The 24,920-nt window shown below is 67.8% G+C and carries 23 protein-coding genes and 1 tRNA gene; 15 read left to right on the top strand and 9 right to left on the bottom strand.

Translation table 11 applies throughout. The features are described from left to right. The first annotated feature begins 26 nt into the window (after positions 1-26). The 4 genes from ORI27_RS13245 to ORI27_RS13230 all read left to right on the top strand — a co-directional run bounded on the left by ORI27_RS13245 (position 27) and on the right by ORI27_RS13230 (position 4,604). Positions 27-1,313, top strand: a complete 1,287-nt coding sequence (locus tag ORI27_RS13245; protein WP_265997176.1) for a sensor histidine kinase — start codon at positions 27-29, stop codon at positions 1,311-1,313. Between the two features lie 151 nt (positions 1,314-1,464). Beyond that, on the top strand, positions 1,465-2,739 hold the full coding sequence (locus ORI27_RS13240; RefSeq protein ID WP_265997177.1) for a cytochrome P450: 1,275 nt from the start codon (positions 1,465-1,467) through the stop codon (positions 2,737-2,739). A gap of 21 nt (positions 2,740-2,760) precedes the next feature. Then, a complete protein-coding gene (locus tag ORI27_RS13235; protein WP_265997178.1) occupies positions 2,761-3,867 on the top strand; it encodes an NDMA-dependent alcohol dehydrogenase in 1,107 nt (368 codons plus the stop codon). A gap of 230 nt (positions 3,868-4,097) precedes the next feature. Next, entirely contained in the window at positions 4,098-4,604 is a 507-nt protein-coding gene (locus tag ORI27_RS13230) for a DUF4383 domain-containing protein (protein WP_265997179.1), read from the top strand. 7 nt (positions 4,605-4,611) lie between these two features. On the opposite strand, the gene ORI27_RS13225 is transcribed toward ORI27_RS13230, so the two are convergent. The 5 genes from ORI27_RS13225 to ORI27_RS13205 form a co-directional block, all read right to left on the bottom strand. Then, the gene (locus ORI27_RS13225; protein WP_265997336.1) at positions 4,612-5,502 is read right to left on the bottom strand and encodes a Ppx/GppA phosphatase family protein; all 891 of its coding nucleotides are present in this window, start codon (positions 5,500-5,502) and stop codon (positions 4,612-4,614) included. Positions 5,503-5,564: 62 nt separating this feature from the next. Continuing rightward, positions 5,565-6,062, bottom strand: coding sequence for a DUF501 domain-containing protein (locus ORI27_RS13220; RefSeq protein ID WP_265997180.1), 498 nt, complete (start codon positions 6,060-6,062; stop codon positions 5,565-5,567). Next, the gene (locus ORI27_RS13215) at positions 6,055-6,714 is read right to left on the bottom strand and encodes an FtsB family cell division protein (protein ID WP_265997181.1); all 660 of its coding nucleotides are present in this window, start codon (positions 6,712-6,714) and stop codon (positions 6,055-6,057) included. Before ORI27_RS13215 ends, ORI27_RS13220 begins: the two co-directional genes overlap by 8 nt. Positions 6,715-6,744: 30 nt before the next feature. After that, positions 6,745-8,061, bottom strand: coding sequence for a phosphopyruvate hydratase (gene eno, locus ORI27_RS13210; RefSeq protein ID WP_265997182.1), 1,317 nt, complete (start codon positions 8,059-8,061; stop codon positions 6,745-6,747). Between the two features lie 138 nt (positions 8,062-8,199). After that, positions 8,200-8,931, bottom strand: a complete 732-nt coding sequence (locus tag ORI27_RS13205; RefSeq protein ID WP_265997183.1) for a lytic transglycosylase domain-containing protein — start codon at positions 8,929-8,931, stop codon at positions 8,200-8,202. 178 nt (positions 8,932-9,109) lie between these two features. On the opposite strand from ORI27_RS13205, the gene efeU reads away from it, so the two are divergent. Genes efeU through efeB form a run of 3 tightly spaced genes read left to right on the top strand, consistent with a single transcriptional unit; the run spans position 9,110 to position 12,586 of the window. Beyond that, positions 9,110-10,132, top strand: coding sequence for an iron uptake transporter permease EfeU (gene efeU / locus ORI27_RS13200; protein ID WP_265997184.1), 1,023 nt, complete (start codon positions 9,110-9,112; stop codon positions 10,130-10,132). Next, entirely contained in the window at positions 10,129-11,295 is a 1,167-nt protein-coding gene (gene efeO, locus ORI27_RS13195) for an iron uptake system protein EfeO (RefSeq protein ID WP_265997185.1), read from the top strand. The genes efeU and efeO overlap by 4 nt, the downstream gene beginning before the upstream one ends. After that, positions 11,276-12,586, top strand: a complete 1,311-nt coding sequence (efeB, locus tag ORI27_RS13190; RefSeq protein ID WP_265997186.1) for an iron uptake transporter deferrochelatase/peroxidase subunit — start codon at positions 11,276-11,278, stop codon at positions 12,584-12,586. The genes efeO and efeB overlap by 20 nt, the downstream gene beginning before the upstream one ends. Here efeB and ORI27_RS13185 read toward each other — a convergent pair. From ORI27_RS13185 to ORI27_RS13175, 3 genes are all read right to left on the bottom strand, one after another. Next, entirely contained in the window at positions 12,559-13,698 is a 1,140-nt protein-coding gene (locus tag ORI27_RS13185) for a nucleoside triphosphate pyrophosphohydrolase (RefSeq protein WP_265997187.1), read from the bottom strand. The two genes, efeB and ORI27_RS13185, sit on opposite strands and share 28 nt — an antisense overlap. Further along, positions 13,695-17,360, bottom strand: coding sequence for a transcription-repair coupling factor (gene mfd, locus ORI27_RS13180; protein ID WP_265997188.1), 3,666 nt, complete (start codon positions 17,358-17,360; stop codon positions 13,695-13,697). The genes ORI27_RS13185 and mfd overlap by 4 nt, the downstream gene beginning before the upstream one ends. Before the next feature lie 101 nt (positions 17,361-17,461). Continuing rightward, positions 17,462-18,055, bottom strand: coding sequence for a TetR/AcrR family transcriptional regulator (locus ORI27_RS13175; RefSeq protein ID WP_265997337.1), 594 nt, complete (start codon positions 18,053-18,055; stop codon positions 17,462-17,464). Positions 18,056-18,187: 132 nt separating this feature from the next. On the opposite strand from ORI27_RS13175, the gene ORI27_RS13170 reads away from it, so the two are divergent. From ORI27_RS13170 to pth, 8 genes are all read left to right on the top strand, one after another. After that, positions 18,188-18,259: transfer RNA gene (locus ORI27_RS13170), tRNA-Gln, on the top strand. Positions 18,260-18,311: 52 nt separating this feature from the next. After that, entirely contained in the window at positions 18,312-19,856 is a 1,545-nt protein-coding gene (gene glmU, locus ORI27_RS13165; protein WP_265997189.1) for a bifunctional UDP-N-acetylglucosamine diphosphorylase/glucosamine-1-phosphate N-acetyltransferase GlmU, read from the top strand. Between the two features lie 94 nt (positions 19,857-19,950). Then, positions 19,951-20,931, top strand: a complete 981-nt coding sequence (locus ORI27_RS13160) for a ribose-phosphate diphosphokinase (protein WP_265997190.1) — start codon at positions 19,951-19,953, stop codon at positions 20,929-20,931. Positions 20,932-20,933: 2 nt separating this feature from the next. Beyond that, the gene (gene arsC, locus ORI27_RS13155; protein WP_265997191.1) at positions 20,934-21,275 is read left to right on the top strand and encodes an arsenate reductase (glutaredoxin); all 342 of its coding nucleotides are present in this window, start codon (positions 20,934-20,936) and stop codon (positions 21,273-21,275) included. 35 nt (positions 21,276-21,310) lie between these two features. Then, entirely contained in the window at positions 21,311-21,919 is a 609-nt protein-coding gene (locus tag ORI27_RS13150; RefSeq protein WP_265997338.1) for an LpqN/LpqT family lipoprotein, read from the top strand. A gap of 99 nt (positions 21,920-22,018) precedes the next feature. Then, a complete protein-coding gene (locus ORI27_RS13145; RefSeq protein ID WP_265997192.1) occupies positions 22,019-22,885 on the top strand; it encodes an oxidoreductase in 867 nt (288 codons plus the stop codon). Positions 22,886-23,019: 134 nt separating this feature from the next. Then, complete coding sequence (locus ORI27_RS13140; protein WP_265997193.1) at positions 23,020-23,688, top strand: 50S ribosomal protein L25/general stress protein Ctc; 669 nt, start codon at positions 23,020-23,022, stop codon at positions 23,686-23,688. A gap of 6 nt (positions 23,689-23,694) precedes the next feature. Beyond that, positions 23,695-24,270 (top strand): aminoacyl-tRNA hydrolase, encoded by a 576-nt coding sequence (gene pth / locus ORI27_RS13135; RefSeq protein WP_265997194.1) that lies wholly within the window; start codon positions 23,695-23,697, stop codon positions 24,268-24,270. Here the strand turns inward: pth and ORI27_RS13130 are convergent. Further along, entirely contained in the window at positions 24,258-24,917 is a 660-nt protein-coding gene (locus tag ORI27_RS13130; protein ID WP_265997195.1) for a DUF998 domain-containing protein, read from the bottom strand. The two genes, pth and ORI27_RS13130, sit on opposite strands and share 13 nt — an antisense overlap. Positions 24,918-24,920: the final 3 nt, after the last annotated feature.

Below are 24,920 nucleotides of genomic sequence, written 5' to 3'. Positions count from 1 at the left end.
CTAACGCCAACCCTATGGTCAGCCGGGTGAGACCACTCGATCGCTTGACCGCAACCGACGACGGCTACGCCCTGGCCCGCATCGTGGTCGCGGTGCGCACCGCGGTCGTCGTGTCCATCGGTGTCGTCTTGCTCGTCGGCCCCGCCTGGGCCCGCCACCACGCACCGGTCACCTTCGCCGTACTGACCGCGGCCATGGTGTACGCGGCCGTCATGCTGGCCAATCCGCAGCTGGAGGTGCGGCGCACCCGTTATTCGTGGTTGGTCACCGTATTCGACGCGGTGTTCACCCTCGCGATCATCGGACTGACGGGCGGCGTGTACAGCCCCGTCGTGTCGGTTCTCGCACTGGTCATCGTCGCGTCGGCGGCCCGGCTGTCATTCACCGAGACGCTGGTGGTGGCCGCGCTTCTCGGCGCGGCACTCGTTCCGACCGCGGTGATGCTGTCCCCGCGGACACCGGTCGGCATCGCCCCGACGCTGCAGGCCGGCTGGTCGGCGCTGTTCCTGGTGTTCGTGGCGATCATCACCGCGGGACTCTCGGCCCTCGCTGAACGCGAGCACCGTTCTCGCTTACGCGCGCTGGTGGAAGCGGAAGCAGAACACGCGGCCGCCGAGGAGGAGCGCGACCTCAGGGCCCGGTTACTGCGGTCCTACGAATCGCAGCAGGACGGGCTGCAGGTGCTGGTCCACGAATTCCGCACTCCGATCGCCTCACTGGAAGCCCTGACCGAGGCACTGTCCTCAGGCCGCCCGATGTCGGAGTCCGACCGGGAGGCCAGTCTGCAGTTGGCGAACCGTCATGTGCACCACCTCCGTGACATGCTCGACGCATTGTCCGACGTGGCGCTGAGCCGTCGCCCCACCTTTTCGGATGGACGCGTGCGCCGCATCGACGTCGCCGACCTGATCGCCGCCACCGCCGACGCGGCAGGCCTGGCACCACCACGGCTGCGGCTCGCAGTGAGTGGCGACGTCGGCGCCGTGCTCGTCAATGCCCAGGGGCTGCGCCGAGTGCTGACGAATCTGATGGAGAACGCCTCCAGGCACGGCAGGGGTGAGGCGGTCGACGTCACCTGCACCCACGACGGTGACGACCTGGTGATCGCGGTGCTCGACCGCGGGCCGGGCATCCCCGCAGAGAACCTCGGCGAACTGACCGCGAAGTACGTCAGCGCCGGAGGTCAGCGCGGCACCGCCGGGCTCGGGCTGTGGATCGTGCAGCAGATCGTCGAGTCCATGGGCGGCCGCGTCGAGTTCTCCGCGCGCTCCGGCGGTGGATTGATAGCGACGTTCCGCGCCCCCGTCGGGTGACCGCGGTGCCCTGATGCTGGCCCGCACAGGCCAGTGATTGGCACGCACGCCGGTGCCAAACCGCGCGCTGGATGAACAACATGGGTCCGAACGCCGCAGTGACGCGCACCACAGTCCAGCGCTGCCTCGGCGCGGACTGAAAGGACTCTCGATGAGCACAGCCCTGCCCGACACCACCCACGGGGACATCGACCTCAGCACCCGTTCGTTCTGGGCGCAGCATCCGGACGACCGCGATCGGGCCTTCGCCGTGCTGCGCAGGGAGAACCCCGTGCCGTGGAGTCGGCCTGCCGAGTCCGACCTGCTGCCGCCGGAACTCAACACGAGGGGATTCTGGTCACTGACCACCCAGGAGGACATCCGAATGGCCAGCCGCCACCCGGAGATCTTCTCCTCGGCCGAGGGCATCACCATGGAGGACTTCGCCCCCGAAGCCCGTGAGGTCGCGCAGTCGTTCATTGCCATGGATGCGCCGCGGCACGCCCAGTTGCGCGGCATCACCATGGACGCGTTCAAGCCGAAGAACATGCGCCGGCTGGAGGGCTGGATCCAGGGTCACGCCCGTGACCTGGTCACCGAGATGTCCCACCTGGGCCAAGGCGACTTCGTCGAGCTGGTGTCGGTGAAGCTGCCCGCGCGGATCTTCGGCAGCTTCTTCGGGCTGCCCGAAGGCGGGATCCGCGACAAGGCCACCAACGCCGCGCAGCGCCTGCTGGGCTGGACGGACCCTCGGGTCCGCGGCGACCAAAGCGAGCTGGAATTGTTCATGGGCGCGGTCATGGACCTGCATGCGGTGGCGACCGAGCTGATCCCGCAGCGTCGCGCCAACCCCGGCGAAGACCTGCTCACCTGGATGGTGCAGGCCGAGTTCGACGGCAAGAAGATGACCGACGACGAACTCAAGGCGTTCTTCGTCTTGTTAGCGGTCGCCGCCAACGACACCACCCGGCACGCCTCGGCCCACGCCATCTATACGTTCTCCAGGTTCCCGGATCAGAAGGCGCTACTCATCGAGGACATCGAGGGAAGGATCGACACCGCCGTCGAGGAGGTGTTGCGATGGTCGTCGCCGCTGCTGCACATGCGCCGCACCGCCACCCGGGATGTCACCGTCAACGGCTCAGAGATCAAGGCCGGCGACAAGGTCGTGCTCTGGTACATCTCCGGCAACCGCGACGAAGCCGTTTTCGAAGATCCGTTCACGTTCGACATCCTGCGTAATCCCAACCCGCACATCGCCTTCGGCGGTGGCGGCCCGCACTTCTGCCTGGGCGCTGCCCTGGCCCGCACGATGCTGCGATCCCTGCTGACCGAGGTGTACACCCGCATCCCGGATATCTCGGCACCGCAACCCGAATTCCAGATCGCCAACTTCATCAACGGCATCAACAGCCTGCCCGCCACCTGGACACCCGAAAAGCACTGACACACAGGGAGATCACCGGACATGAAGACGAAAGCCGCGGTGCTGTGGGGCTTGCACCAAAAGTGGGAGGTCGAGGAAGTCGACCTCGATGGACCCAAACAGAACGAGGTCCTGGTGAAACTCACCGCGAGCGGACTGTGCCACTCCGATGACCACCTCGTCACGGGTGACATGCCGATGCAGCTGCCCGTCGTCGGCGGGCACGAGGGGGCCGGGGTAGTGGTCGAGGTCGGGCCGGGGGTCACCGACGTGGCCGAAGGCGACCCCGTGGTGCTGAGCTTCATTCCGGCCTGTGGGCGCTGCGAGCCGTGCGCGCGCGGCATGAGCAACCTGTGCGTGCTCGGCGCCGCCATCATCGCCGGTCCGCAACTCGATGGCACCTTCCGCTTCCACGCCAGGGGCCAGGACCTGGGCCAGATGTGCGTGCTGGGAACATTTTCGGAGTACACCGTCGTCCCGGTGTCCTCACTGGTCAAGGTGGACCCATCGATCGCACTGGACACCGCCGCCCTGGTGGGGTGCGGTGTCACCACCGGTTACGGCAGTGCGGTACGCACCGGCGAGACCCGTGACGGCGACGTGGTCGTGGTGATGGGCGTCGGCGGGATCGGCATCAACGCTGTGCAGGGTGCGCGCATCGCGGGTGCCAGGGTGGTGCTCGCGCTCGACCCCGTCGAGTACAAGCGCAGCCGATCACGAGAGTTCGGCGCCACCCACACCGCAGCCACGGTCGAGGAGGCCGCCGCCCTGCTCACCGACGTCACCCACGGCGCGATGGCCGACGTGTGCGTGGTGAGCACCGATGTGGCGGAGGGTCGGTACGTGGCGCAGGCCCTGCGCCTGGTCGGAAAACGCGGCCGGGTGGTCATGACGGCGATCCCGCATCCGACCGATATGCAGGTCGACATGTCGTTGTTCGACCTGACCCTCTACGAAAAGCAGGTCCGAGGATCGCTTTTCGGCTCATCGAACCCGCGCCGCGACATCCCCCGGTTGCTCGATCTGCACGGCGCGGGGCAGTTGAAGCTCGACGAACTGGTCACCCGGGAGTACACCCTCGAGGAGATCAACCAGGGCTATGCCGATATGCACGCCGGGATCAACCTGCGCGGGCTGATCCGGTTCTGACCGACACTTCACGCGCGGGCCGCAGATGGCTATTGTGAGGTGAGTCACAGCCAAGGAGGCGCGGCCATGCTGATTTCTCTGACCAAACACACCGGTGGTTGCACGTGCCGGTGTAATGCCTGCGACGGCGGCCACCACTGTCACAACATCGGCAGCGGCTGCAAGGTCAAGATCTAACCGAGACGCACCGCCATTTTCGACGCGGGGGTTGGTCGCTGCCCGTCGCGGGTATGCGCAAAACCATGGAGACCGCCCATTCCGGCAGGCTCCAGAGACCCGGTATCGGCCTGCTGGCGGTGCAGGGCGCCACGGTACTGGTCGCCGCGGCATTCCTGCTTGCCGCGATCGCCGGCTTCATCCCCGGACTGACCACTCATCTGGACCAGCTGCACTGGCTGGGTCGCGAATCGCGGGCCGAACTGTTCGGCGTATTCCGAGTGTCGGTGCTGCACAATCTGCTCTACCTGGCCTCTGGTGTCATCGGCCTGCTGCTGGCGGGCACCTTCGCCAGAGCCCGTGCCTATCTCGTCGGCGGCGGGTCGATCTATCTCGGACTGTGGGTTTACGGACTGCTTATCGACCTGGCTGGTCCGCGAAACGTGCTGCCGCTCAACACTGCCGACAACTGGCTGCACTTCTCGATCGGCCTGGTGATGACGCTGCTGGGTGTCACGCTGGCCGGCAGCCGGATCCCGACCGGCGTCAACGGGGAGCCGCTGATCCCACCCGAGGACTGACGCACCCTCACGCGATCGACAGTGCGATTCCGTCCAGGATGTCGTGCTCACTGACCGTCAGCTCGTCGATCCCGGCTCGCTGCCGCAATGCATAGGCCAGTTCTTCGACGACGATCGAGCCCCCACCGATGACGTCGACCCGGCCCTCGTGCATCGGCCCGAGCGCGGCGCGCTGCTTGCGGGTCATACCCACGAGCTGCGAGCACACCGCCAGCAGATCCGGGAAGCCGACCCGCGACAGGTGGATCGCGTCGGGGTCGTAGGTGGTCATGTGCTGAGCCAGCGCCGCCAATGTGGTGAAGGTGCCCGCTACCCCCACCCAGGTCTTGGCCCGCTCCACCGGCACCACCCGAAGCGCCTCGCCGAGCCGTTCGCGCACCACCTCGCGGGCGGCGGCCACCTCGGCGGCGGTCGGCGGATCCGAATGCAGGCACCGCTCGGTGAGCCGCACGCAGCCGATGTCGGCCGAGAAGCTTGCCTGCACGCCGCCGTCACCGGTGCCGCTACCCAGCACCACCTCCGTCGAGCCACCGCCGAGATCGACCACCACGAACGGTGCTGCGGCACTGTCGAGTTCACCCACCGCGCCGTTGAACGAGAGTTCGGCCTCCTCCTGGCCGGTGATCACCTCGGCGACCGCGCCGGGCACCGCGGACTCCAGCACCTCGGCGGTCATGTCGAAGAACACGTCGCGGTTGGACGCATCGCGAGTCGCCGACGTTGCCACCATGCGCACCTTGCCGACGTCGAAACGCTTCAGCAGCGCGGCATAGTCGGACAGGGCCGCCCGGGTACGTCCCAGCGCATCGGGCGCGAACTGCCCGGTGGCGTCGACGCCCTGACCCAGCCGGACGATCCGCATCTCCCGGTGGACATCGTGCAGACGTCCACCCGCCATATCGGCGATCAGCAGCCGGATCGAGTTGGTGCCGCAGTCGATCGCCGCCACCCGGTTGGTCGCTACGTTGATGTCCACTCCCCCTTGTCCAGAATTCCCGCCATCCCCGGCTCGGCCGCCAGCACCGCCAGCGCCTCGTCACCAAACGGGTTGACCCCGGGGCCTTTTGCCAGTGAATGCGCGATCAGCACGTGCAGACACTTGACCCGGTCGGGCATGCCCCCGCCGGAGAATGTCGTCCCCAGCGGCTCGATCGCGTCGCGCTCGGCCAGGTACGACTCGTGAGCGCGGCGATAAGCCTCAGCCAGATCCGAGTCCTGCTGCAGCCGCTGCGTCATCTGCCGCATCAGCCCGTCGGATTCCAGCCTGCTCGCCGCGGCGGTCAACGCCGGATGGGTCAGGTAGTACAGGGTCGGAAACGGCGTGCCGTCTGCCAGCCGCGGCGCGGTCTTGACCACCGCCGGCTCGCCATTGGGGCAGCGATATGCGATCTCGAGCACGCCGCGGGGCTCGCGTCCGAGCTGCCGCGCCACCGCATCGAGATCGGCGGGGTCAACCACCGGGCGCCGGTGGTGGCACCGGAACGGGTTCCGACGGCGGCGGCTCGACGGGCTCGCCGACGGGGGCCGCCGGCGGACCGTGCGGCGTGTCGGCGATGGTGTGCCACAGCGAGGTGTACCACGGGTCGGTGTTGCGCACCGGCGTGGCCTGCGGGCCGGTGTCGGGGGTGAGGACCTCCCCCGGCGGCAGCTGCACCTGGTAAGGAATGTCGCCCGGCATCACGAAGCCGAGCCGTTCGCGCGCCTGGGCGGCGATGTACACCGGGTCACCCAACTTGGCCTTCTGCGACTCCAGGTCGGCGATCTGCTTGCGCAGCGCCACCTCCGTCGCGGCGAGCTGCTTCATCTCGGTGCGCTGGGCGAAGTAGGTACGCACCGGTCCGGCGATGGTCAGGGTCAACACACACACCACCGCGGCAAGAATCGCCGCCCGGCGCGCCGTGAAACCCAGCCGCTGCTCGGTGTGCCGCTCCACCGAGGCCGCGATCGCCCGCCGGATCGGTGCGGTGACGCTCACCGGCTCCGCAGCCGCCCGAGCCTCGGCGGGCCGCGGTTTGGTCACGGGTGCCGGACGCGAGCGGGCCCGCCCAGACGCCCCCGGCCGGGAGGCCGGTGAGCGTCGCTTCGGGTCGGGCCGCTTGCTTTCCGCCACGTGTGACTTCCTGGACTTCCTGCGCGGCGCCTACCCGCCGACCACGAAGCGCGGGAAGGCCAGATCGCCGGCGTAGCGCGCGGCGTCGCCGAGCGCCTCCTCGATGCGCAGCAACTGGTTGTACTTGGCCACCCGCTCGCTGCGGGCCGGGGCGCCGGTCTTGATCTGGCCGCTGCCGACGGCCACCGCCAGATCGGCGATCGTGGTGTCCTCGGTCTCGCCGCTGCGGTGGCTCATCATCGTGCGGTAGCCGCTGTTGTGGGCCAACGCGACGGCGTCGAGCGTCTCGGTGAGCGTGCCGATCTGATTGACCTTCACCAGAAGCGCGTTGGCCGCCCCGCGCTCGATACCCTCCTCGAGCCGTTCGGGGTTGGTGACGAACAGGTCATCGCCGACGATCTGCACCCGGTCGCCGATCGCGGTGGTCAACTCGACCCAGCCGTCCCAATCGTCCTCGGACAGCGGATCCTCGATGGACACCAACGCATACGAGTCGAGCAGTTCGGCGTAGAACTGGCCCATCTGCTCGGCGGTGCGGGTCTGCTTCTCGAAGCTGTATCCGGTTCCCGCGGAGGCGGATGTCGCCGACCCAGCGGCTCCGGTGTAGAACTCGGTGGCAGCCACGTCGAGGGCCAACGCCACATCGGTGCCGAGGGTGAACCCGGCCGCCTCGATTGCCGAGCCGATGAGGTCCAGCGCGGCCTTGGTGCCGGCGACGTCGGGCGCGAACCCGCCCTCGTCTCCCAGCCCGGTGGCCAGGCCCTGCTTCTTGAGCACGGACTTCAGCGAGTGGTAGACCTCCGCGCCCCAGCGCAGCGCCTCCTTGAAGCTCGGCGCGCCGATCGGGGCGACCATGAATTCCTGTACGTCGACGCCGGTGTCGGCGTGCGCGCCGCCGTTGAGGATGTTCATCATCGGCACCGGCAGGATGTGGGCGTTCGGGCCGCCCAGGTAGCGGAAGAGCGGCAGGGCGGCACTGTCGGCCGCGGCCTTGGCCACCGCCAGCGAGACGCCGAGGATGGCGTTGGCCCCCAGCCGCGATTTGTCGGGGGTGCCGTCGAGGTCGAGCAGCGCCTGGTCGACCAGCCGCTGGTCGTCGGCGGAGAGTCCGATGACCGCCGGGGCGATCTCGTCGAGCACCGCCTCCACGGCCTTCTGCACACCTTTCCCGCCGTAGCGGGCGGCACCGTCGCGCAGCTCGACGGCTTCGTGCTCGCCGGTGGACGCGCCCGAGGGTACGGCGGCGCGGGCAAAGGTGCCGTCGATCAGGGCCACCTCGACCTCGACGGTCGGGTTGCCGCGGGAGTCGAGAATCTCGCGGGCCGCGACCTGCTCGATGATGGGCACTGGCGTTCTCCTTAGCGTCGTGGTGTGCGACGAATGCGCTCGTCGGGCAAGGGGCCGATCAGCACCCGATGACCGCTCATAGCCTAAATGGTCCCGGTTGCCGAAGCGCTCTCAGCGCTTTCCCGCGTCGTCGGTGGGCTAGAGCGCATGGCCCTGCGCGTAGGCCGTCGCCCAGTCCCGCACGGCGCGCGCGTACTGGTCGGAGTGGTTGTAGGCGTGCAGCGCGTTCATCCAGCCACGCGGTGAAGCCAGGTCCTTGCCGCGGAAGCACAGATACCCCGCCGCCGACAGCGCGGCGTCATCGAAGTTGTCCGGGCTGATCGCACCGTCGTTGTTGGCGTCGACGCCGTAGAGCCGCCAGGTCTCGGGGATGAACTGCATGGGCCCCATCGCCCGGGCGTAGGCCGGCTCGTCGCCGTCCAGGCTCTGCTCGCTGTCGATGATTTCCAGGTTGCCGTTGGTGCCGTCCAGGCGTACCCCGCGGATCGGCGGGCTGACGTCGCCGTTGGGGGCGATGACGGCGCCCCGGTAGGTGCCGTGGTGGCTTTCGACCATGCCGATCCCGGCCAGTGTCGTCCAGGAAAGATGGCAGTTGGGGTTCTCCACCTCGGCCACCCGCGCGGCGTAGGCGTAGGCCTCCAGCGCGTTTATCGGGATACCGAGCGCAGGCGCCCGCGCGGCCGCCCACTCGTGCAACTGGTCGGCCGGCCGGCCCTTGGCGTTGGTGTCGATCGCGGGCACCGGGTCACCCGGCGGCGGTGGTACCCCCTCCGGAATAGGAGTGCCGAGTTGCCAGGAACAGCTCGATGCCAGCAGCATCGCGGCCGCCGCAATGACGGCGACAACCCGCAGCCAACGCGTTGACGACACAGCACTCCTCGAACCCAACCGACCTAGTTCATCGTCCCATGCGTTCGGTGTCATTAGTCCCGACCGACGATGCCAACGGTCGGTAACTTCGTTACCTGGCGTCTGCTAAGGTGAGCCCAACCTTGGTTTGGTAAGCCTTGCTTGCCTGGCACTATCCGATGTTAGTTAGGACTCGCCGATGACCGACGTGGCGGACATCCCAGTAAGCCTCGCGGGGAATCTCTCGGGTGGCCTCCACACCACCTTCAGCGCGGCCGCCCCCAACGTGACCGCCCAGCTGTTCGGCAGTGGGCTGATCGGCCTTCGCGAAGGCCTGGAGGCCGGCATCATCGTCATGGTCCTGGTGGCCTTCCTGGTGAAATCCGACCGCCGCGACGCACTGAAGTGGGTTTGGCTCGGCGTCGGCGCGGCGGTTCTGATGACGGTGGGCGTGTTTCTCACCATCCAATACGGCGCTTACACGGTCAAAGACCTGGCGGCGGAGGCCATCGCCGGCGTGGCGTCGCTGGTGGCCGTCGCGATCGTCACCTCGATGGTGTTGTGGATGCGTAAGGCCTCCGCCGGCATGTCCGGTGAACTGCGCGCCGGAATGTCACAGGCCCTCGAAACCGGCGCCCTGGCGGTTTTCATGCTGGCATTCCTGGCGGTGGGCCGGGAGGGCTTCGAGACCGCGTTGTTCATGGTCGGCTACGCCGAGGCCGAGACCGCCTGGCCGCTGCTCGGGTTGCTGATCGGCGTACTGGTGGCCGCCGCGATCGCCTGGGGCATGTACGCCGGCGCGGTGCGGATCAACCTGGCCAAGTTCTTCTCCTACACCGGCGTGTTCCTGATCCTGGTCGCCGCCGGCGTCCTGTCCTACGGCATCGGGGCCCTTCAGACCGTGGGTTGGCTGCCCGGCCTGGGCTCCAAGGCCTTCGACGTCAGCGCGGACTTCAACTGGTCGGCCTGGTACGGCGAGATCTTCCAGGGCGTTTTCAACATCACGCCGACCCCGACGGTGCTCCAGCTGATCTGCTGGCTGGCCTACATCGTCATCGTGCTGGGCCTGTTCCTGCGGCCCAGCAGGCCCCGCCGGCCCGCGCCGGCGGCACCGCAGGCACCCGCCACCGACACCTCCTCCGATAGCCGCATGTCCACCGAAAGCTCCGATGTCTCCGAAGATTCGGCGCGCACCACCCTCCCTGAAAGGTCTCATAAGTGACGCTCTCCCACGGCATCAAAACCGGCACCGCCGCCGCCGCGGCGATCCTGGCCGGAGTCTCGCTGGCCGCCTGCACGGCCAAGGAGACCAAATCCGCGGACTCGAGCAGCAAGGCGCCCGCCGAGATCACCGTCGACGCCTCCGACACCGAGTGCAAGTTGTCGGGCACGCAGGCCACGACCGGGCCGAGCACCTTCGTGATCACCAACAACGGGACCAAGGTCACCGAGTTCTACGTGTACGGCGAGGGTGAGCGGGTGATGGGTGAGGTGGAGAACATCTCCCCCGGGCTGCAGCGCAAGCTCGTCGTACAGCTCGCCGAGCCCGGTACTTACACGACAGCGTGCAAACCGGGCATGATCGGTGACGGCATCCGCAATGACTTCGTGGTGACCGGCGACGCCGTCGCCGTCGACACCCAGGGCGAGTTCAAGGAAGCCGCTGAGAGTTACAAGCGCTACGTCAGCAGTCAGACCGACGCGCTGGTGCCGGCGACCGAGGCGTTCGTGGCCGCGATCAAGGCCGGCGATATCGCCAAGGCGAAGTCGCTGTACCCGACCACCCGCACCTACTACGAGCGCATCGAGCCGGTGGCCGAGTCGTTCCCCAACGATCTGGATCCCCGTATCGACCTGCGTGAGGCCGATCTGGAGCCGGGCCAGACGTGGACCGGGTTCCACCGCCTGGAGAAGGACCTGTGGGTCACCGGCCTGCAGCCCGACACCAACGCGATCGCCGACCAGCTGGTGGCCGACATCAAGGAGCTCAACGACGGTGTCAAGGCACCGGATTGGACCATCGACTCCACTCAGATCGCCGGCGGCGCACAGGGCCTTTTGGACGAGGTCGCGGCCAGCAAGATCAGCGGCGAAGAGGACATCTTCAGCCACACCGACCTGTGGGACTTCCAGGCCAACGTGGACGGTTCACAGACGGCCGTCGCATCGGTCCGCCCGATCCTCGACGAGCGCAATCCCGAGCTGGGCAAGAACGTCGACAAAGGCTTCGCCGACGTCGAGGCACTGCTGGCCCAGTACCGCCAGGGGGACGGATTCGTGCTCTACGACACCGTGACCGAGCCGCAGCGCCAAGAACTGTCCCGCGCGATCGACGCGTTGAGCAAGAACGTGAGTCAGGTGCAAGGTGTCATCGCTCCCCAGTAACCCCGACGAGTCCGCCCCGGCACAGCCGGGACAGGCCGGGCTGTCCCGACGCAAGCTCTTCGGTGCCGCCGGCGTGACCGCCGCGGTGGTTGGCGCCGCAGGCGCCGGGGCCCTGGCCGGGCGGGCCTCGGCGGCCAGCTCCGGCATGGGCGGACTGGACAAGCCGGTGCCGTTCCGCGGCGAACGCCAGGCCGGGATCATCACCCCGGCCCAGGATCGGATGCACTTCGCCACGTTCGACATCACGACCGACTCCAAGGCCGAGCTCGTCGCGATGCTCAAGGAGTGGACCGGCATGGCCGAGCGGATGACCGCCGGCCAGGAGGCCGTGCACGACGGCGCCATCGGGCTCAACCCCTATGCGCCACCGTCGGATACCGGCGAAGCATTGGGCTTGCCGGCCTCCCAGCTGACGCTGACCATCGGGTTCGGCCCCTCGTTCTTCCTCAAGGACGGCAAGGACCGCTTCGGTATCGCCGGCCAGAAGCCGGCGCTACTGGAAGACCTGCCGAAGTTCCCCAACGAGACGATGGACCCGGCCCGGTGCGGTGGCGACATCGTGGTGCAGGCCTGCGCCAATGACCCCCAGGTGGCCGTGCATGCCATCCGCAACCTGGCGAGGGTCGGTTTCGGCACGGTGGCGGTGCGCTACTCCCAGCTGGGGTTCGGCCGTACCTCGTCGACCACCCGCGAGCAGTCCACTCCGCGAAACCTGTTCGGGTTCAAGGACGGGACCAACAACATCAAGGCCGAGGACACCGGCACCCTCGACGACCAAGTGTGGGTGGCCAAGGGCGACGGCCCGGACTGGCTGACCGGTGGCAGCTACCTGATCAGCCGCCGAATCCGGATGCGCATCGAATCCTGGGACCGTACAACGCTTCTCGAACAAGAACGGGTGATCGGGCGGCAGAAGGGCAGCGGCGCCCCCAACGGTTTGACCCAGGAGTTCCAGGAGCTCGACCTTGACCTCGTCGACAACAAGAACACCCCGCTGATCGACGTCGACGCGCATGTCCGGCTGGCGTCCCACCAGCATCTGGGCGGTATCCGGATCCTGCGCCGCGGCTACAATTTCACCGACGGCTCCGATGGCTTCGGCCACCTGGACGCCGGGTTGTTCTTCATCGCGTTCGTGCGCAATCCGGCCACCCAGTTCATCCCGATGCAGGCCGAACTGTCCCGAAGCGACTCGATGAACGAGTACATCACCCACACCGGCAGCGGGATCTTCGCCGTCCCGCCAGGGCTGCGAGACGGCGACTACTGGGGTTCGACGTTGCTCGGCTGATCGGCTTCGGGCACTTCGGGTTCTTCCGGTCCGAGCAGGTCGACATCGTCGACCGCGCGCTCCGGCACGTCGAATTCCTCTGCGGCGAGTGCGGTTTCGAGGTCATCCGGCAGATCTTCGGCCGAGACGACCTCGGGTACCAGCGGCAGATCCAGCGGCTCGCCGGTCGGTGCCGGCCAATGCCGGCGCCACTCGTCGGCACTGACCACACCGAGCGGCGCATCGACGTCGAGCCGGCTGGGGAGATCGGCATCGCGTCGGTTGGCCGCGATGGCGCGCTCGACGGCGCGCACGGTGTCCATGAACTCCAGGACCGCTGTGCGCAGCTCGTTTTCGGCATCCTTCTCGGCCGCCACGGTGACCATGACGATCGACGCCGGGAGCAGCTCCACCGGCAGTCCCGCGTTCAGGACCCGGCCGATCACCTTCTGCGCCAATGCCAGCGCAGGCTGTCCGGTCGGAACGTCATCGACGCAGGAGACTCGCGCGGCCTTCTCGAGCGTTTTGCGTTCCTCCCACTGGGCCAGCTGGTCTTCCAGGGAGATCGACTCTCCGGCCAGCACCGCCGGTACCCGATTGCCGAGCTTGCGCACCAGCGCGTCGGCGACGTCGTCGATGGTGAACGAATGCTGCAGCGCCTCCTCGGCGATGCGGGCGTGAAACAACACCTGCAGCAACACATCTCCGAGCTCGTCCCGCAGCTCGTGGAGATCACCGCCGCGCACCGCGTCGAACAGCTCGTAGGTTTCCTCCAGCAGATAGCGTCGCAGCGAGTCGTGGGTCTGTTCGCTTTCCCACGGCCCGGTGGTGCGCAGCTTGTCCATGATCGCCACGGCGTCGACCAGCCGCTCGCCGGGTTGGGGTTCCGGCGCCGCTATCAGCCGCTCGCCCGCCGCCAACCGGGCCCGCACCTCGGGATGCCGTCGGTCCGAAGAGAGCAGTACCGGCGCTGGACTGTCAGGTCCCCCGGTGAGCAGCGGCCGCGCCGATGGCAAGGACCACGGCACCTTGACCGGCATCTCCTCGGTGTACTGCACATCGCCGCTGAGAAGTTCGATGGCGTCGACGGGCACCAGCGAGGGGCGGCGCGGGTCGACCAGGATGACGGTCACCGCCGCTCTCCCTTCTGCACGCCGGCCGCTGTGTTGGTCGTTATATCAAGCTCGCTGTGCGGTTGTCCGTCGAGTGCGAGAAGCAGATCGGCGACCATCTGCACCAATTCCAGGTCACGGATCCGCGGGGCACCCACCCCGCCGCCCGCCCGCGGGATCGGCACCGTGACCGTCGAGGTCGTCGCCCGGTAGCTTCCACCGGGATAGACCCGCTTCAGACGCAGCTGCGCCGAGTCGGGCAGCGTCAGCGGTGAAACGCGAATGGTTGTGGCCGACCCCGTTCCAGTCGCTGCCACTTCCGTCACCCCGTATCCGCGGCACAGCAGACGCAGGCGCGCGACCGCCAGCAGCCGTTGGGCCGGCTCGGGTAGCGGGCCGTAGCGATCGGTCAATTCCTCCACGACCGACGCGATGCCCGCGTCGTCGGTGGCGGCGGCCAGTCTGCGATAGGCCTCCAACCGCAGCCGATCGCTGCCGATGTAGTCCGGGGGCAGGTGGGCGTCGACCGGCAAATCGATGCGCACATCCTTGGGCTCCTCGGCGGTGGTGACCGTCTTGCCGTCGGCCGCTGCCCGATACGCTTCGACCGCTTCACCCACCAGCCGTACGTACAGGTCGAATCCGACCCCGGCGACGTGACCGGACTGCTCGACACCCAGCACGTTTCCCGCGCCGCGGATCTCCAAGTCCTTCAACGCAACTGCCATCCCAGCGCCGAGTTCATTGTTCTGTGCGATGGTGGCCAACCGGTCGTACGCCGTCTCGGTGAGCGGCATCTCCTTGGGGTACAGGAAATAGGCGTAGCCGCGCTCACGGCTGCGGCCCACCCGGCCACGCAGCTGGTGCAGCTGGGACAGGCCGAAGGTGTCGGCACGTTCGACGATGAGCGTGTTCGCGTTGGAGATGTCCAGTCCGGTCTCGACGATCGTGGTACAGACCAGGATGTCGAACTCGCGGTTCCAGAACCCTTCGACGGTGCGTTCCAACAACTCTTCGGGCATCTGGCCGTGCGCGACCGCCACCCGCGCCTCGGGCACCAGCTGCCTGACCCTCGCCGCGGCGGCGTCGATGGTGCTGACCCGGTTGTGGATGTAGAACGCCTGCCCATCGCGCAGTAACTCTCGCCGCAGCGCGGCGGCGACCTGCTTGTCGTCGTGCCCGCCGACGTAGGTCAGCACCGGGTAGCGCTCCTCGGGCGGGGTCAGGATCGTCGACATCTCCCGGATGCCGGCCAGGCTCATCTCGAGGGTCCGCGGGATCGGGGTGGCGCTCATGGTCAGTACGTCGACGTGGGTGCGCAGGCTCTTGATGTGCTCCTTGTGCTCGACACCGAAGCGCTGCTCCTCGTCGACGATCACCAGGCCGAGGTCTTTCCAACGCACGCCGGTCTGCAGCAGCCGGTGGGTGCCGATCACGATGTCGACGCTCCCGTCGGCCATCCCGTCGACGACCGCCCGCGACTGCGCCGGGTCGGTGAACCGCGACAGGCCCTTGACGGTGACCGGGAAGCCGGCCATCCGGGCGGTGAAGGTCTGCAGGTGCTGATCGGCCAGCAGCGTGGTGGGCACCAGCACCGCCACCTGCTTGCCGTCCTGAACGGCCTTGAACGCGGCCCGCACCGCGATCTCGGTCTTGCCGTAGCCGACGTCGCCGCAGATCACCCGGTCCATGGGCACCGGCTTCTCCATGTCGGACTTGACCTCCTGAATGGCGGTCAGCTGATCGACGGTTTCGGTGAACCCGAACGCGTCCTCCATCTCGGCCTGCCACGGGGAGTCCGGGCCGAAGGCGTGCCCGGGGGCGGCCTGCCGCTTGGCGTAGAGCGCGACGAGTTCGCTGGCGATTTCGCGAACCGCCTTGCGCGCCTTGGTTTTCGTATTTGTCCAGTCACTGCCACCGAGCCGGCTCAGGCTGGGCTCCTGGCCACCGACATAGCGCGACAGCTGGTCCAGGGAGTCCATCGGTACGAACAGCTTGTCGGCGGATTGACCGCGTTTGCTTGAGGCGTACTCCAGCACGAGGTATTCGCGCCGGGCACCGCCGACGGTGCGCTCCACCATTTCGACGAACCGGCCGATTCCGTGCTGGTCGTGGACCACCAAGTCGCCGGCGGTCAGTGCCAGTGGGTCGACGGTGTTGCGGCGTTTGGCGGCCAGCCGCTTGCCTTCGGTGGCGGTGACCCGGTTGCCGGTCAGGTCGGTCTCGGTGATGACCACCAGGTTCGCGCCGGGCACGATGATCCCGTCGTGCAGCGGGCCCTTGAGCACCCCCACCACACCGGGCTTGGGGGCCTCGCCGGACTCCAGCATGGCCGCCGGGGTGTCCCGCTCGCCGAGCTGCTCGACGACCCGGTGCGCGGTGCCGGTACCCGGCGCGACGACTGTCGCGTACCCACCGGTCAGCACGTGGGCGCGCAGCATCGCGAAGATTTCGTCGACATTGCTCTGCTGGCCGCGTGCCGACGGCGCAGCGCGCACGTCGAGCTCGGTGGCGTCCTCGGCGGCCAGCTGGCTCAGCGTCCACCAGGGATGACCCGTCGCGCGGGCCGTGGCGTGCACGTCGTCGAGCTCGCGGAACCCGGATCCACCGAGTTGTTCGACGTCGATCGGGGCATCGCCGCCGATCGCGGCGACCGACCAGGACGCGTCGAGGAATTCTCGGCCGGTCTTGATCAGGTCCGCGGCCCGGGTGCGCACCTTCTCCGGATCGCATACCAGCAGGGGCGTTCCGGCGGGGAGATGGTCGGTGAGCAACGTCAGCTCGTCGGGGCGCAGCACCGGCGCCAATGCCTCCATCCCGTCGACCGGGATACCTTCGGCCAGCTTGGCGAGCATGTCGGTGACGCTGCCGGTGACCTGGTTGTCCTCGTCGCGCGGACGATCCGCGAGCAACTTGGCGGCATGAGCTCGGACCTCGTCGGTGAGCAGCAGCTCGCGGCACGGCACCGCGACCACGGACGCCACGTCGATCTCGGGGATCGAGCGCTGGTCGGCGACGGAGAACATCCGCATTTCGCTGACCTCGTCGCCCCAGAACTCGACCCGGACCGGATGCTCGGCAGTCGGCGGGAAGAGGTCCAGGATGCCGCCGCGGACGGCGAACTCGCCACGCTTGCCGACCATGTCGACCCGGGTGTAGGCCAGCTCGACCAGGCGCGCGACCAGCTGATCGAAGTCGAACTCCGCACCGGCGGCGAGCGTGACCGGTTCGACGGTCGCCGCGTCCGGGGCCATCGGTTGCAGCAGGGACCGCACGGTGGTGACCACCACCCGCAGTGGCGGGCCCAGCCGTTCGTCGTCGGGGTTCGCCAGCCGGCGCAGCAGCATCAGCCGCGCGCCGACGGTGTCGACACCCGGGGACAGTCGTTCGTGCGGCAGGGTCTCCCAGGACGGGAACATCGCCGCCGCGTCGCCGAACACACCGCGCAGTTCGGCAGTGAGGTCGTCGGCCTCCCGGCCGGTCGCGGTCACCACCAGCAGCGGGCCGCCGCGGGCGAGCGCACACGCCGCATACAGCTGCGAACTGGCCGGCCCGACCAGGCTGAGCTCTTCGGGACGCTCGCCGGCGCGAGCTATGAGTTCGACGAACTCCGGCGCGGTCAGCGCCAAGTCCACCAGCCCCGCTATCGGGGTCTGGACATGCTGGTGCCCCGGTGCGGTCATGATCCCCCCATTCTAGGCAAGACCACCGAAGACGTTGCGGCGGGCGGCGATTCGACCGTCGGCTGTGACCCAGATCGCGTCAGGGCGGGGCGATCATGCCGCTACTCGCCCTCCAGCTGCGGATCCGCCTCCAGATGGGTCAGCCCGTTCCACATCAGGTTGACCAGATGGGCGGCCACCACTTCTTTCTTCGGCTCTCGGGTGTCCAGCCACCATTGCGCGGTCATCGAGACCGAGCCGACCAGGGCCTGGGCGTAGAGCGGGGCCAATCCCGGATCGAGGCCGCGGCGGGCGAAATCGCCGGCCAGGATCGAGGACACCTGGCCGACGGCATCGTTGAGCAAGCTGGAGTAGGTGCCCGTGCTGATCGCGGCGGGCGAATCGCGAATCAGGATGCGGAAGCCGTCGGTGCGTTCCTCGACATAGGTCAGCAGCGCCAGCGCCACCCGCTCGACACGCACCCGGGAGCGGTTGTTGGTCAGCGAGGACGTGATGCCGTCGAGCAGCGCCGACATCTCACGGTCGACCACCACCGCATAGAGGCCCTCCTTGCCGCCGAAGTGCTCGTAGACCACGGGCTTGGAGACGTTGGCACGCTGGGCGATCTCCTCGATGGAAGTGCCCTCGTAGCCGCGTTCGGCGAACAGCGTGCGGGCCACGTCAATCAGCTGGCGCCGGCGTTCGGTGCCGGTCATCCTGGCCCGCGGCGCCTTCGGCTCCTTCTCCGGTGCTGCCACGGCTTGAGCTTATCCCCGAGTCGCTCCGCTCCTGCCCCGCCGGAAGGCCCAGTGGCTTGCATTAGAGTCTCAGGCGGACATTTCGGCCAGTCCGTCGTGGTGTAATCGGCAGCACCTCTGATTTTGGTTCAGATAGTTCAGGTTCGAGTCCTGGCGACGGAGCGAGCTCTCGGTGAGCGACCCCTCGGCCGGCCGGAGCACATGGGAGGTCCAGGTGACCACACATACCGATGCCGCCGTCCTGGTGCTGGCGGCCGGGGCCGGCACCCGCATGCGCTCGGACACCCCCAAGGTGCTGCACACCCTCGGTGGGCGCAGCATGCTCTCCCACGCCCTGCACGCGGTGGCCAAGGTCGCTCCCCAACATCTGGTCGCGGTACTCGGCAAGGATCGTGAACGCATCGCCCCGGTCGTCGCCGGGCTCGCCGAGCAATTGGGCCGCACCATCGAGGTCGCGATCCAGGAACAACAGCTCGGCACCGGTCACGCGGTGCTGTGCGGTCTGTCCGGGCTGCCCGACGATTTCGCCGGCACGGTGGTCGTGACCTCCGGGGATGTGCCGCTGCTGGACGCCGAGACGCTGGCCGAACTGATCGCCATCCATCGCGGTCAACAGGCGGCTGCCACCGTCGTGACCACGACGCTGCCCGACGCCACGGGGTATGGCCGGATCCTGCGGACCCAGGACGGCGAGGTGATCGCGATCGTCGAGGAAACCGACGCCACCCCGCAGCAGCGCGCCATCCGCGAGGTCAACGCCGGTGTCTACGCCTTCGCCATCGCCGAGCTGCGTTCGGCGCTGGGCCGGCTGTCGGCCGACAACGCCCAGCATGAGCTCTATCTGACCGACGTGATCTCGATCCTGCGGGCCGACCATCGGGTGGTGCACGCCAAACACGTTGATGACGCGGCCCTGGTCGCCGGGGTCAACGACCGGGTGCAGCTGTCCGACCTGGCCCGCGAACTCAACCGCCGGGTGGTCGCCACCCATCAGCGCGCCGGTGTCACCGTCGTCGACCCGACGACCACCTGGATCGACGTCGACGTCACCATCGGCCGCGACACCGTCATCCGGCCCGGCACCCAACTGCTGGGCGCGACGCGGATCGGGGCCCGCTGCGAGATCGGACCCGACACCACGCTGACCGACGTGAGCGTCGGCGACGACGCCTCGGTGATCCGCACGCACGGCAGTGACTCGACGATCGGCGACCGCGCGACCGTCGGGCCGTTCGCGTTCCTGCGGCCCGGCACCGATCTGGGCGCCGCCGGCAAGCTCGGAACGTTCGTCGAGACCAAGAACGCTGTCATCGGGGCGGGCACCAAGGTGCCGCACCTGACGTATGTGGGTGACGCCGATATCGGCGAGCACAGCAACATCGGCGCGTCCAGCGTGTTCGTCAACTACGACGGCGAGACCAAGAGCCGCACGACCATCGGCTCGCACGTGCGCACCGGCTCGGACACCATGTTCGTCGCCCCGGTGACCGTCGGCGACGGCGCCTACACGGGCGCGGGCACGGTGCTGCGCGATGACGTGCCGCCGGGCGCGCTGGCGGTTTCGGCCGGACCACAGCGCAACATCGAGGACTGGGTGCTGCGCAAGCGGCCAGGTAGTCCCGCGGCGGAGGCCGCAAATCGAGCCGGAGCGGCGGAGGCCGCCAATCGAGCCGGAGCGGCGGAGGCCGCCAATCGAGCCCGGGCCGCACAGGCCGCCGCCACGGCCGAGAAGTCCGACTCGGGCGACGCAAGCCAGTGATCGTCGTCGCCAGATGTTGCCTTTTTGGTAACCCGGGGAGATAGCACCGTACGATTGGCCCGTATCGACCTCCGACCGGCAAGGGCAGCACACAGTGGGCACGGACTGGACCGACAATCGCAAGAATCTGATGCTCTTCTCGGGCCGCGCGCACCCGGAGCTGGCCGATCAGGTCGCCAAGGAGCTCGATATCCAGGTCACCGCGCAGACCGCCCGAGACTTCGCCAACGGTGAGATCTTCGTCCGCTTCGACGAGTCGGTTCGCGGCTGCGACGCCTTCGTCCTGCAATCCCATCCGGCGCCGCTGAACAAATGGCTGATGGAACAGCTGATCATGATCGACGCCCTCAAACGCGGTAGCGCCAAGCGGATCACCGCGATCCTGCCCTTCTATCCTTACGCCCGCCAGGACAAGAAACACCGCGGCCGCGAGCCCATCTCCGCCCGCCTGGTGGCCGATCTCTACAAGACCGCGGGTGCGGACCGCATCGTCACCGTCGACCTGCACACCGACCAGATCCAGGGCTTCTTCGACGGACCGGTGGACCACATGCGGGCCCAGCCGCTGCTGACCGGCTACATCAGGGACAACTACAACTGCGAGAACGTCGTCGTGGTTTCGCCGGACTCCGGCCGTGTGCGCGTCGCCGAGAAATGGGCCGATGCGCTGGGCGGCACCCCGCTGGCGTTCATCCACAAGACCCGCGACCCGAAGGTGCCCAACCAGGTGAAGTCCAACCGGGTCGTCGGCGACGTCGCGGGCAAGACGTGTGTGCTGACCGACGACATGATCGACACCGGCGGCACCATCGCCGGCGCGGTCAAGTTACTGCACGACGACGGCGCCAAGGACGTCATCATCGCCGCCACCCACGGCGTGCTGTCCGACCCCGCGCGCGAACGGCTCGCCGACAGCGGTGCCCGCGAGGTGATCGTCACCAACACCCTGCCGATCGACGACTCCAAACGCTTCCCACAGCTCACGGTCCTGTCCATCGCGCCACTACTGGCTCGCACCATCCGTGCGGTCTTCGAAAATGGTTCGGTGACAGGCCTTTTCGACGGGGATGCGTAGCGTTGTCCAGCACCATCTATCACAACCCCCGCTGCAGCACCTCACGCAAGACTCTGGAGTTGCTGCGCAGCAACGGCATTGAGCCGAACGTCGTCGAATACCTGAAGACACCGCCGACCCGGGCAGAGATCGCGAAGCTGATCGCCGATGCCGGCATCGATGTGCGCGCGGGCGTACGCAAGCGTGAATCGCTCTACGGCGAGCTGAATCTCGCTGACGCGAACGACGACCAGTTGCTCGATGCCATGGCGGCCAACCCGATCCTCATCGAGCGTCCGTTCGTGGTGACACCCAAGGGCACCCGGTTGGCCCGGCCAATCGAATCGGTGCACGACATTCTGTGAGAGCGCTCGGCGCCGTCCTGCCCATCGCGCTGGCCATGACCGTGGCGGCCTGCGGGACGCCACCCCCGGACTACTCCTCGGTGTGGACCACACCGACCACGACGACGGCGACCCCCACCACCTCGGAGACGCCACAGCCGATCGCCGAATACCTCTACGGTGTCGGGGTGACCGGCGAGCAGATTCCGCTGGACAAGCTCACCGACATCACCGTGACGCTGCCGCGGCCGCCGGGCTGGAGCAAGTACACGAACTCCAATTTCTCCCCCGGCACCACGGTGATCGCGAAGAACAACACCTACCCGACGGCGATGGTGATCGTGTTCAAGTTGAAAGGCAACTTCGATGTCGGCGAGGCACTCAAGCACGCCAGCGCCGACGCCGAGCTGTCGCAGAACTTCACGAAGCTGAACGCCTCGTCCGATGATTTTGATGGGTTCCCGTCCTCGATGATCGAGGGCAGTTACGACCTCAACGGCAAACGCCTGCACTCGTATAACCGGGTGGTGATCCCGGTGACGCCGGCGCCGAACTTTCAGCGCTATCTGGTGCAGCTGACGGTGACGACGCTGGCCGACCAGGCCGCGGCCGCCTCCGACGATGTCGAGGCGATCATCCGCGGCTTCAGCGTCAAGCTGAAATGAGCTGTCGCGAACAGACGCAAACGACACGAAAACCACGGCATGTCGGGGACTTTTGCGTCTGCTCGCGAGGGAAATCCGGGGCCCCCTAGAGTGGTCGCCATGAGTTGGACCGCTGCAGATCTGCCGTCGTTCGCCGGGCGTTCCGTCATCGTCACCGGAGCCAACAGCGGACTGGGCCTGGTCACCGCCCGGGAGTTGGCCCGCGTCGGCGCACACGTCATCCTGGCCTGCCGCAACGCCGGTAAGGGCGCCGAAGCCGCCGCGACCATGACCGGCGATGTCGAGGTGCGCAGCCTCGATCTGCAGGACCTCGCCTCGGTCAAGGAATTCGCCTCGGGTGTGGGTGACGTCGACGTGCTGATCAACAATGCCGGCATCATGGCCGTCCCGTACGCGGTGACCAAGGACGGCTTCGAAACCCAGATCGGCACGAATCACCTGGGCCATTTCGCATTGACCAACCTCCTGCTGCCCAAGATCACCGACAGGGTGGTCACCGTTTCGTCGTTCATGCACCTGCTGGGCAAGATCAGTCTCAAGGACCTGAACTGGAAGGCCCGGCCGTATTCGGCCTGGCTGGCGTACGGCCAGTCCAAGCTGGCCAATCTGCTGTTCACCAGCGAGCTGCAGAAACGCCTGGGTGCCGTCGGTTCGCCGGTCAAATCCCACGCCGCGCACCCCGGCTACTCGGCCACCAACCTGCAGGGCCAGACCGGCAACAGGATGGGCACCAAGGTCTGGGACGCCGGCAACGCGATCTTCGCCACCAGCGCCGATTTCGGCGCCCGCCAGACGCTGTATGCGGCCAGCCAGGACCTGCCGGGCAACAGCTTCATCGGCCCCAGATTCGCGATGCGCGGGCCGACCGGGCAGTCACCGCGCAGTCCGCTGGCCCGCAACCAAACCACCGCGAAGGCGCTGTGGAGGCTATCGGAGCAGCTCACGGCCACCGAATTTCCACTCTGAGACATTCCTCGGCTACCCTGGTGGCCGCGTCACGGCGAGGGTGGTCCAGCCACCGTTATCGACGAGGCAACCTTATCGATCGGTGCCTGCCTTCTCCGTGCGGAAGACCACTGATAACTCAGGAGCACCGAATCATGGCCAAAAACGGCAGCACCAACAATCTCGTCGCCAGTGTGCGGGAGAAGACCGGCAAGGGCGCATCGCGCCAGGCCCGTCGCAACGGCAAGGTTCCCGTCGTCCTGTACGGTCACGGCGCCGAGCCGCAGCACCTCGAACTCAACGCCCACGACTACGCCGCCGTCCTGCGTCACTCCGGCACCAACGCGGTGCTGGTCCTCGACGTCAACGGCAAGGAGCAGCTGGCGCTGACCAAGGCCCTCTCCGTGCATCCGATCCGCCGCAACATCCAGCACGCCGACCTGCTGGTCGTCCGTCGAGGCGAGAAGGTGACCGTCGAGGTTCACATCACCCTCGAGGGCGATGCCGCCTCCGGCACCCTGGTCACCCAGGACGCCAACGTCATCGAGATCGAGGCCGAAGCCATGTCGATCCCGGAGCACCTGACCGTGTCGATCGAAGGCGCCGAGGAAGGCACCCAGATCACCGCCGGCCAGGTCGAGCTGCCCAAGGGCGTCACGCTGATCAGCGATCCCGACCTGCTGATCGTCAACATCGTCACCGCCCCGTCTGCCGAGGACCTGGAGTCCGAGGGCGGCGGCGAGTCGATCGAGGAGCAGGCCGCCGACGCGGCCGAAGCGGCCCAGAGCGCCGAGGGCGAGGGCGAGTCGGCCGAGGCCGAGTAAGCCCGGATGGCCGAACCCCTGCTGGTTGTCGGCCTCGGCAACCCGGGTCCGCAATACGCCAAGACCCGGCACAATCTCGGCTTCATGGTGGCCGACGTGCTGGCCGCCCGCATGGGCGGACAGTTCAAGGTGCACAAGCGTTCTGGCGCGGAGATCGTGACCGGCCGGCTCGGCCATCGCCCTGTCGTGCTGGCCAAACCGCGCACCTACATGAACGAGTCGGGGCGACAGGTCGGTCCGTTGGCGAAGTTCTACTCGGTGATGCCGACCGACCTGATCGTCATCCATGACGAGCTCGACATCGACTTCGGCCGGATCCGGCTGAAGCTCGGCGGTGGCGAGGGTGGCCACAACGGGCTGCGGTCGGTGGCCAGTTCGCTGGGTACCAAGAACTTTCAGCGGGTTCGGATCGGTGTCGGGCGCCCACCGGGGCGCAAGGATCCGGCGGCGTACGTGCTGGAGAATTTCACCGCCGCCGAACGGCCCGAGGTGCCGGCGATCTGCGAGCAGGCCGCCGACGCCACCGAGTTGCTGATCGAGGTGGGCCTGGAGACCGCCCAGAATCAGGTTCACGCCTGGTGATCGGGTAAGGCCTCCTGGTCGCCGGGCCCGCGCTCCCGGGCCAGCCACAGCCCTGTCGCGATCAACGCGGCCACCTCGAATCCGGCGATCCCCCGCTCCACCAGCCCGAGCGGGATCAGCCTCCACCAGGGCTGATCGGTGACGGTACCGAGCGCAATGGCTCCGAACAACACCGTCAGCCAACCGATTCCGATCGCAGCGAGCCACCTGGCGGCCCGGGCGATGCCGGCTCGACCCTCAGCGATCAGCAGCACCGCCAACGGCAGCGCAACGAAGGCGACCAGGGTCGCGACCCGATGCACAGAGCCGGACGCACTCGGCCCGACCGCCCAGTTGTGCTTGGGAAACGCAACGACAGCCACGAGACCCAACACCCACAGCGCCAGCAACGCCGAGCCGGCCGACAACAACCTCACCCGTCCGGCCCGGATCAGGCCGTACAGCAGTGCCGCCGAAGTAACGGCCAGGATCAGCACCGCGGCGACGAACGCCCAACCGCCCGAGGTATAGATATATTCGGAGATCGTTGCCGCGCGCAGGTTCCTGCCCCGAACGCGCCGACCGCCGAGCGTGACGTCCAGGGTGAGCACCGCGACCAACGCCGCCGCCGCACCCGCCACACCGATCCAGCCGAGCGCGCGCACCATTGC

Origin of the sequence: Mycobacterium pinniadriaticum, from assembly GCF_026242045.1 — a bacterium.
Classification (GTDB): domain Bacteria; phylum Actinomycetota; class Actinomycetes; order Mycobacteriales; family Mycobacteriaceae; genus Mycobacterium; species Mycobacterium pinniadriaticum.
The sequence above is the reverse complement of the archived record's forward strand: the minus strand, read 5'-3'. Positions and strand labels throughout refer to the sequence as shown.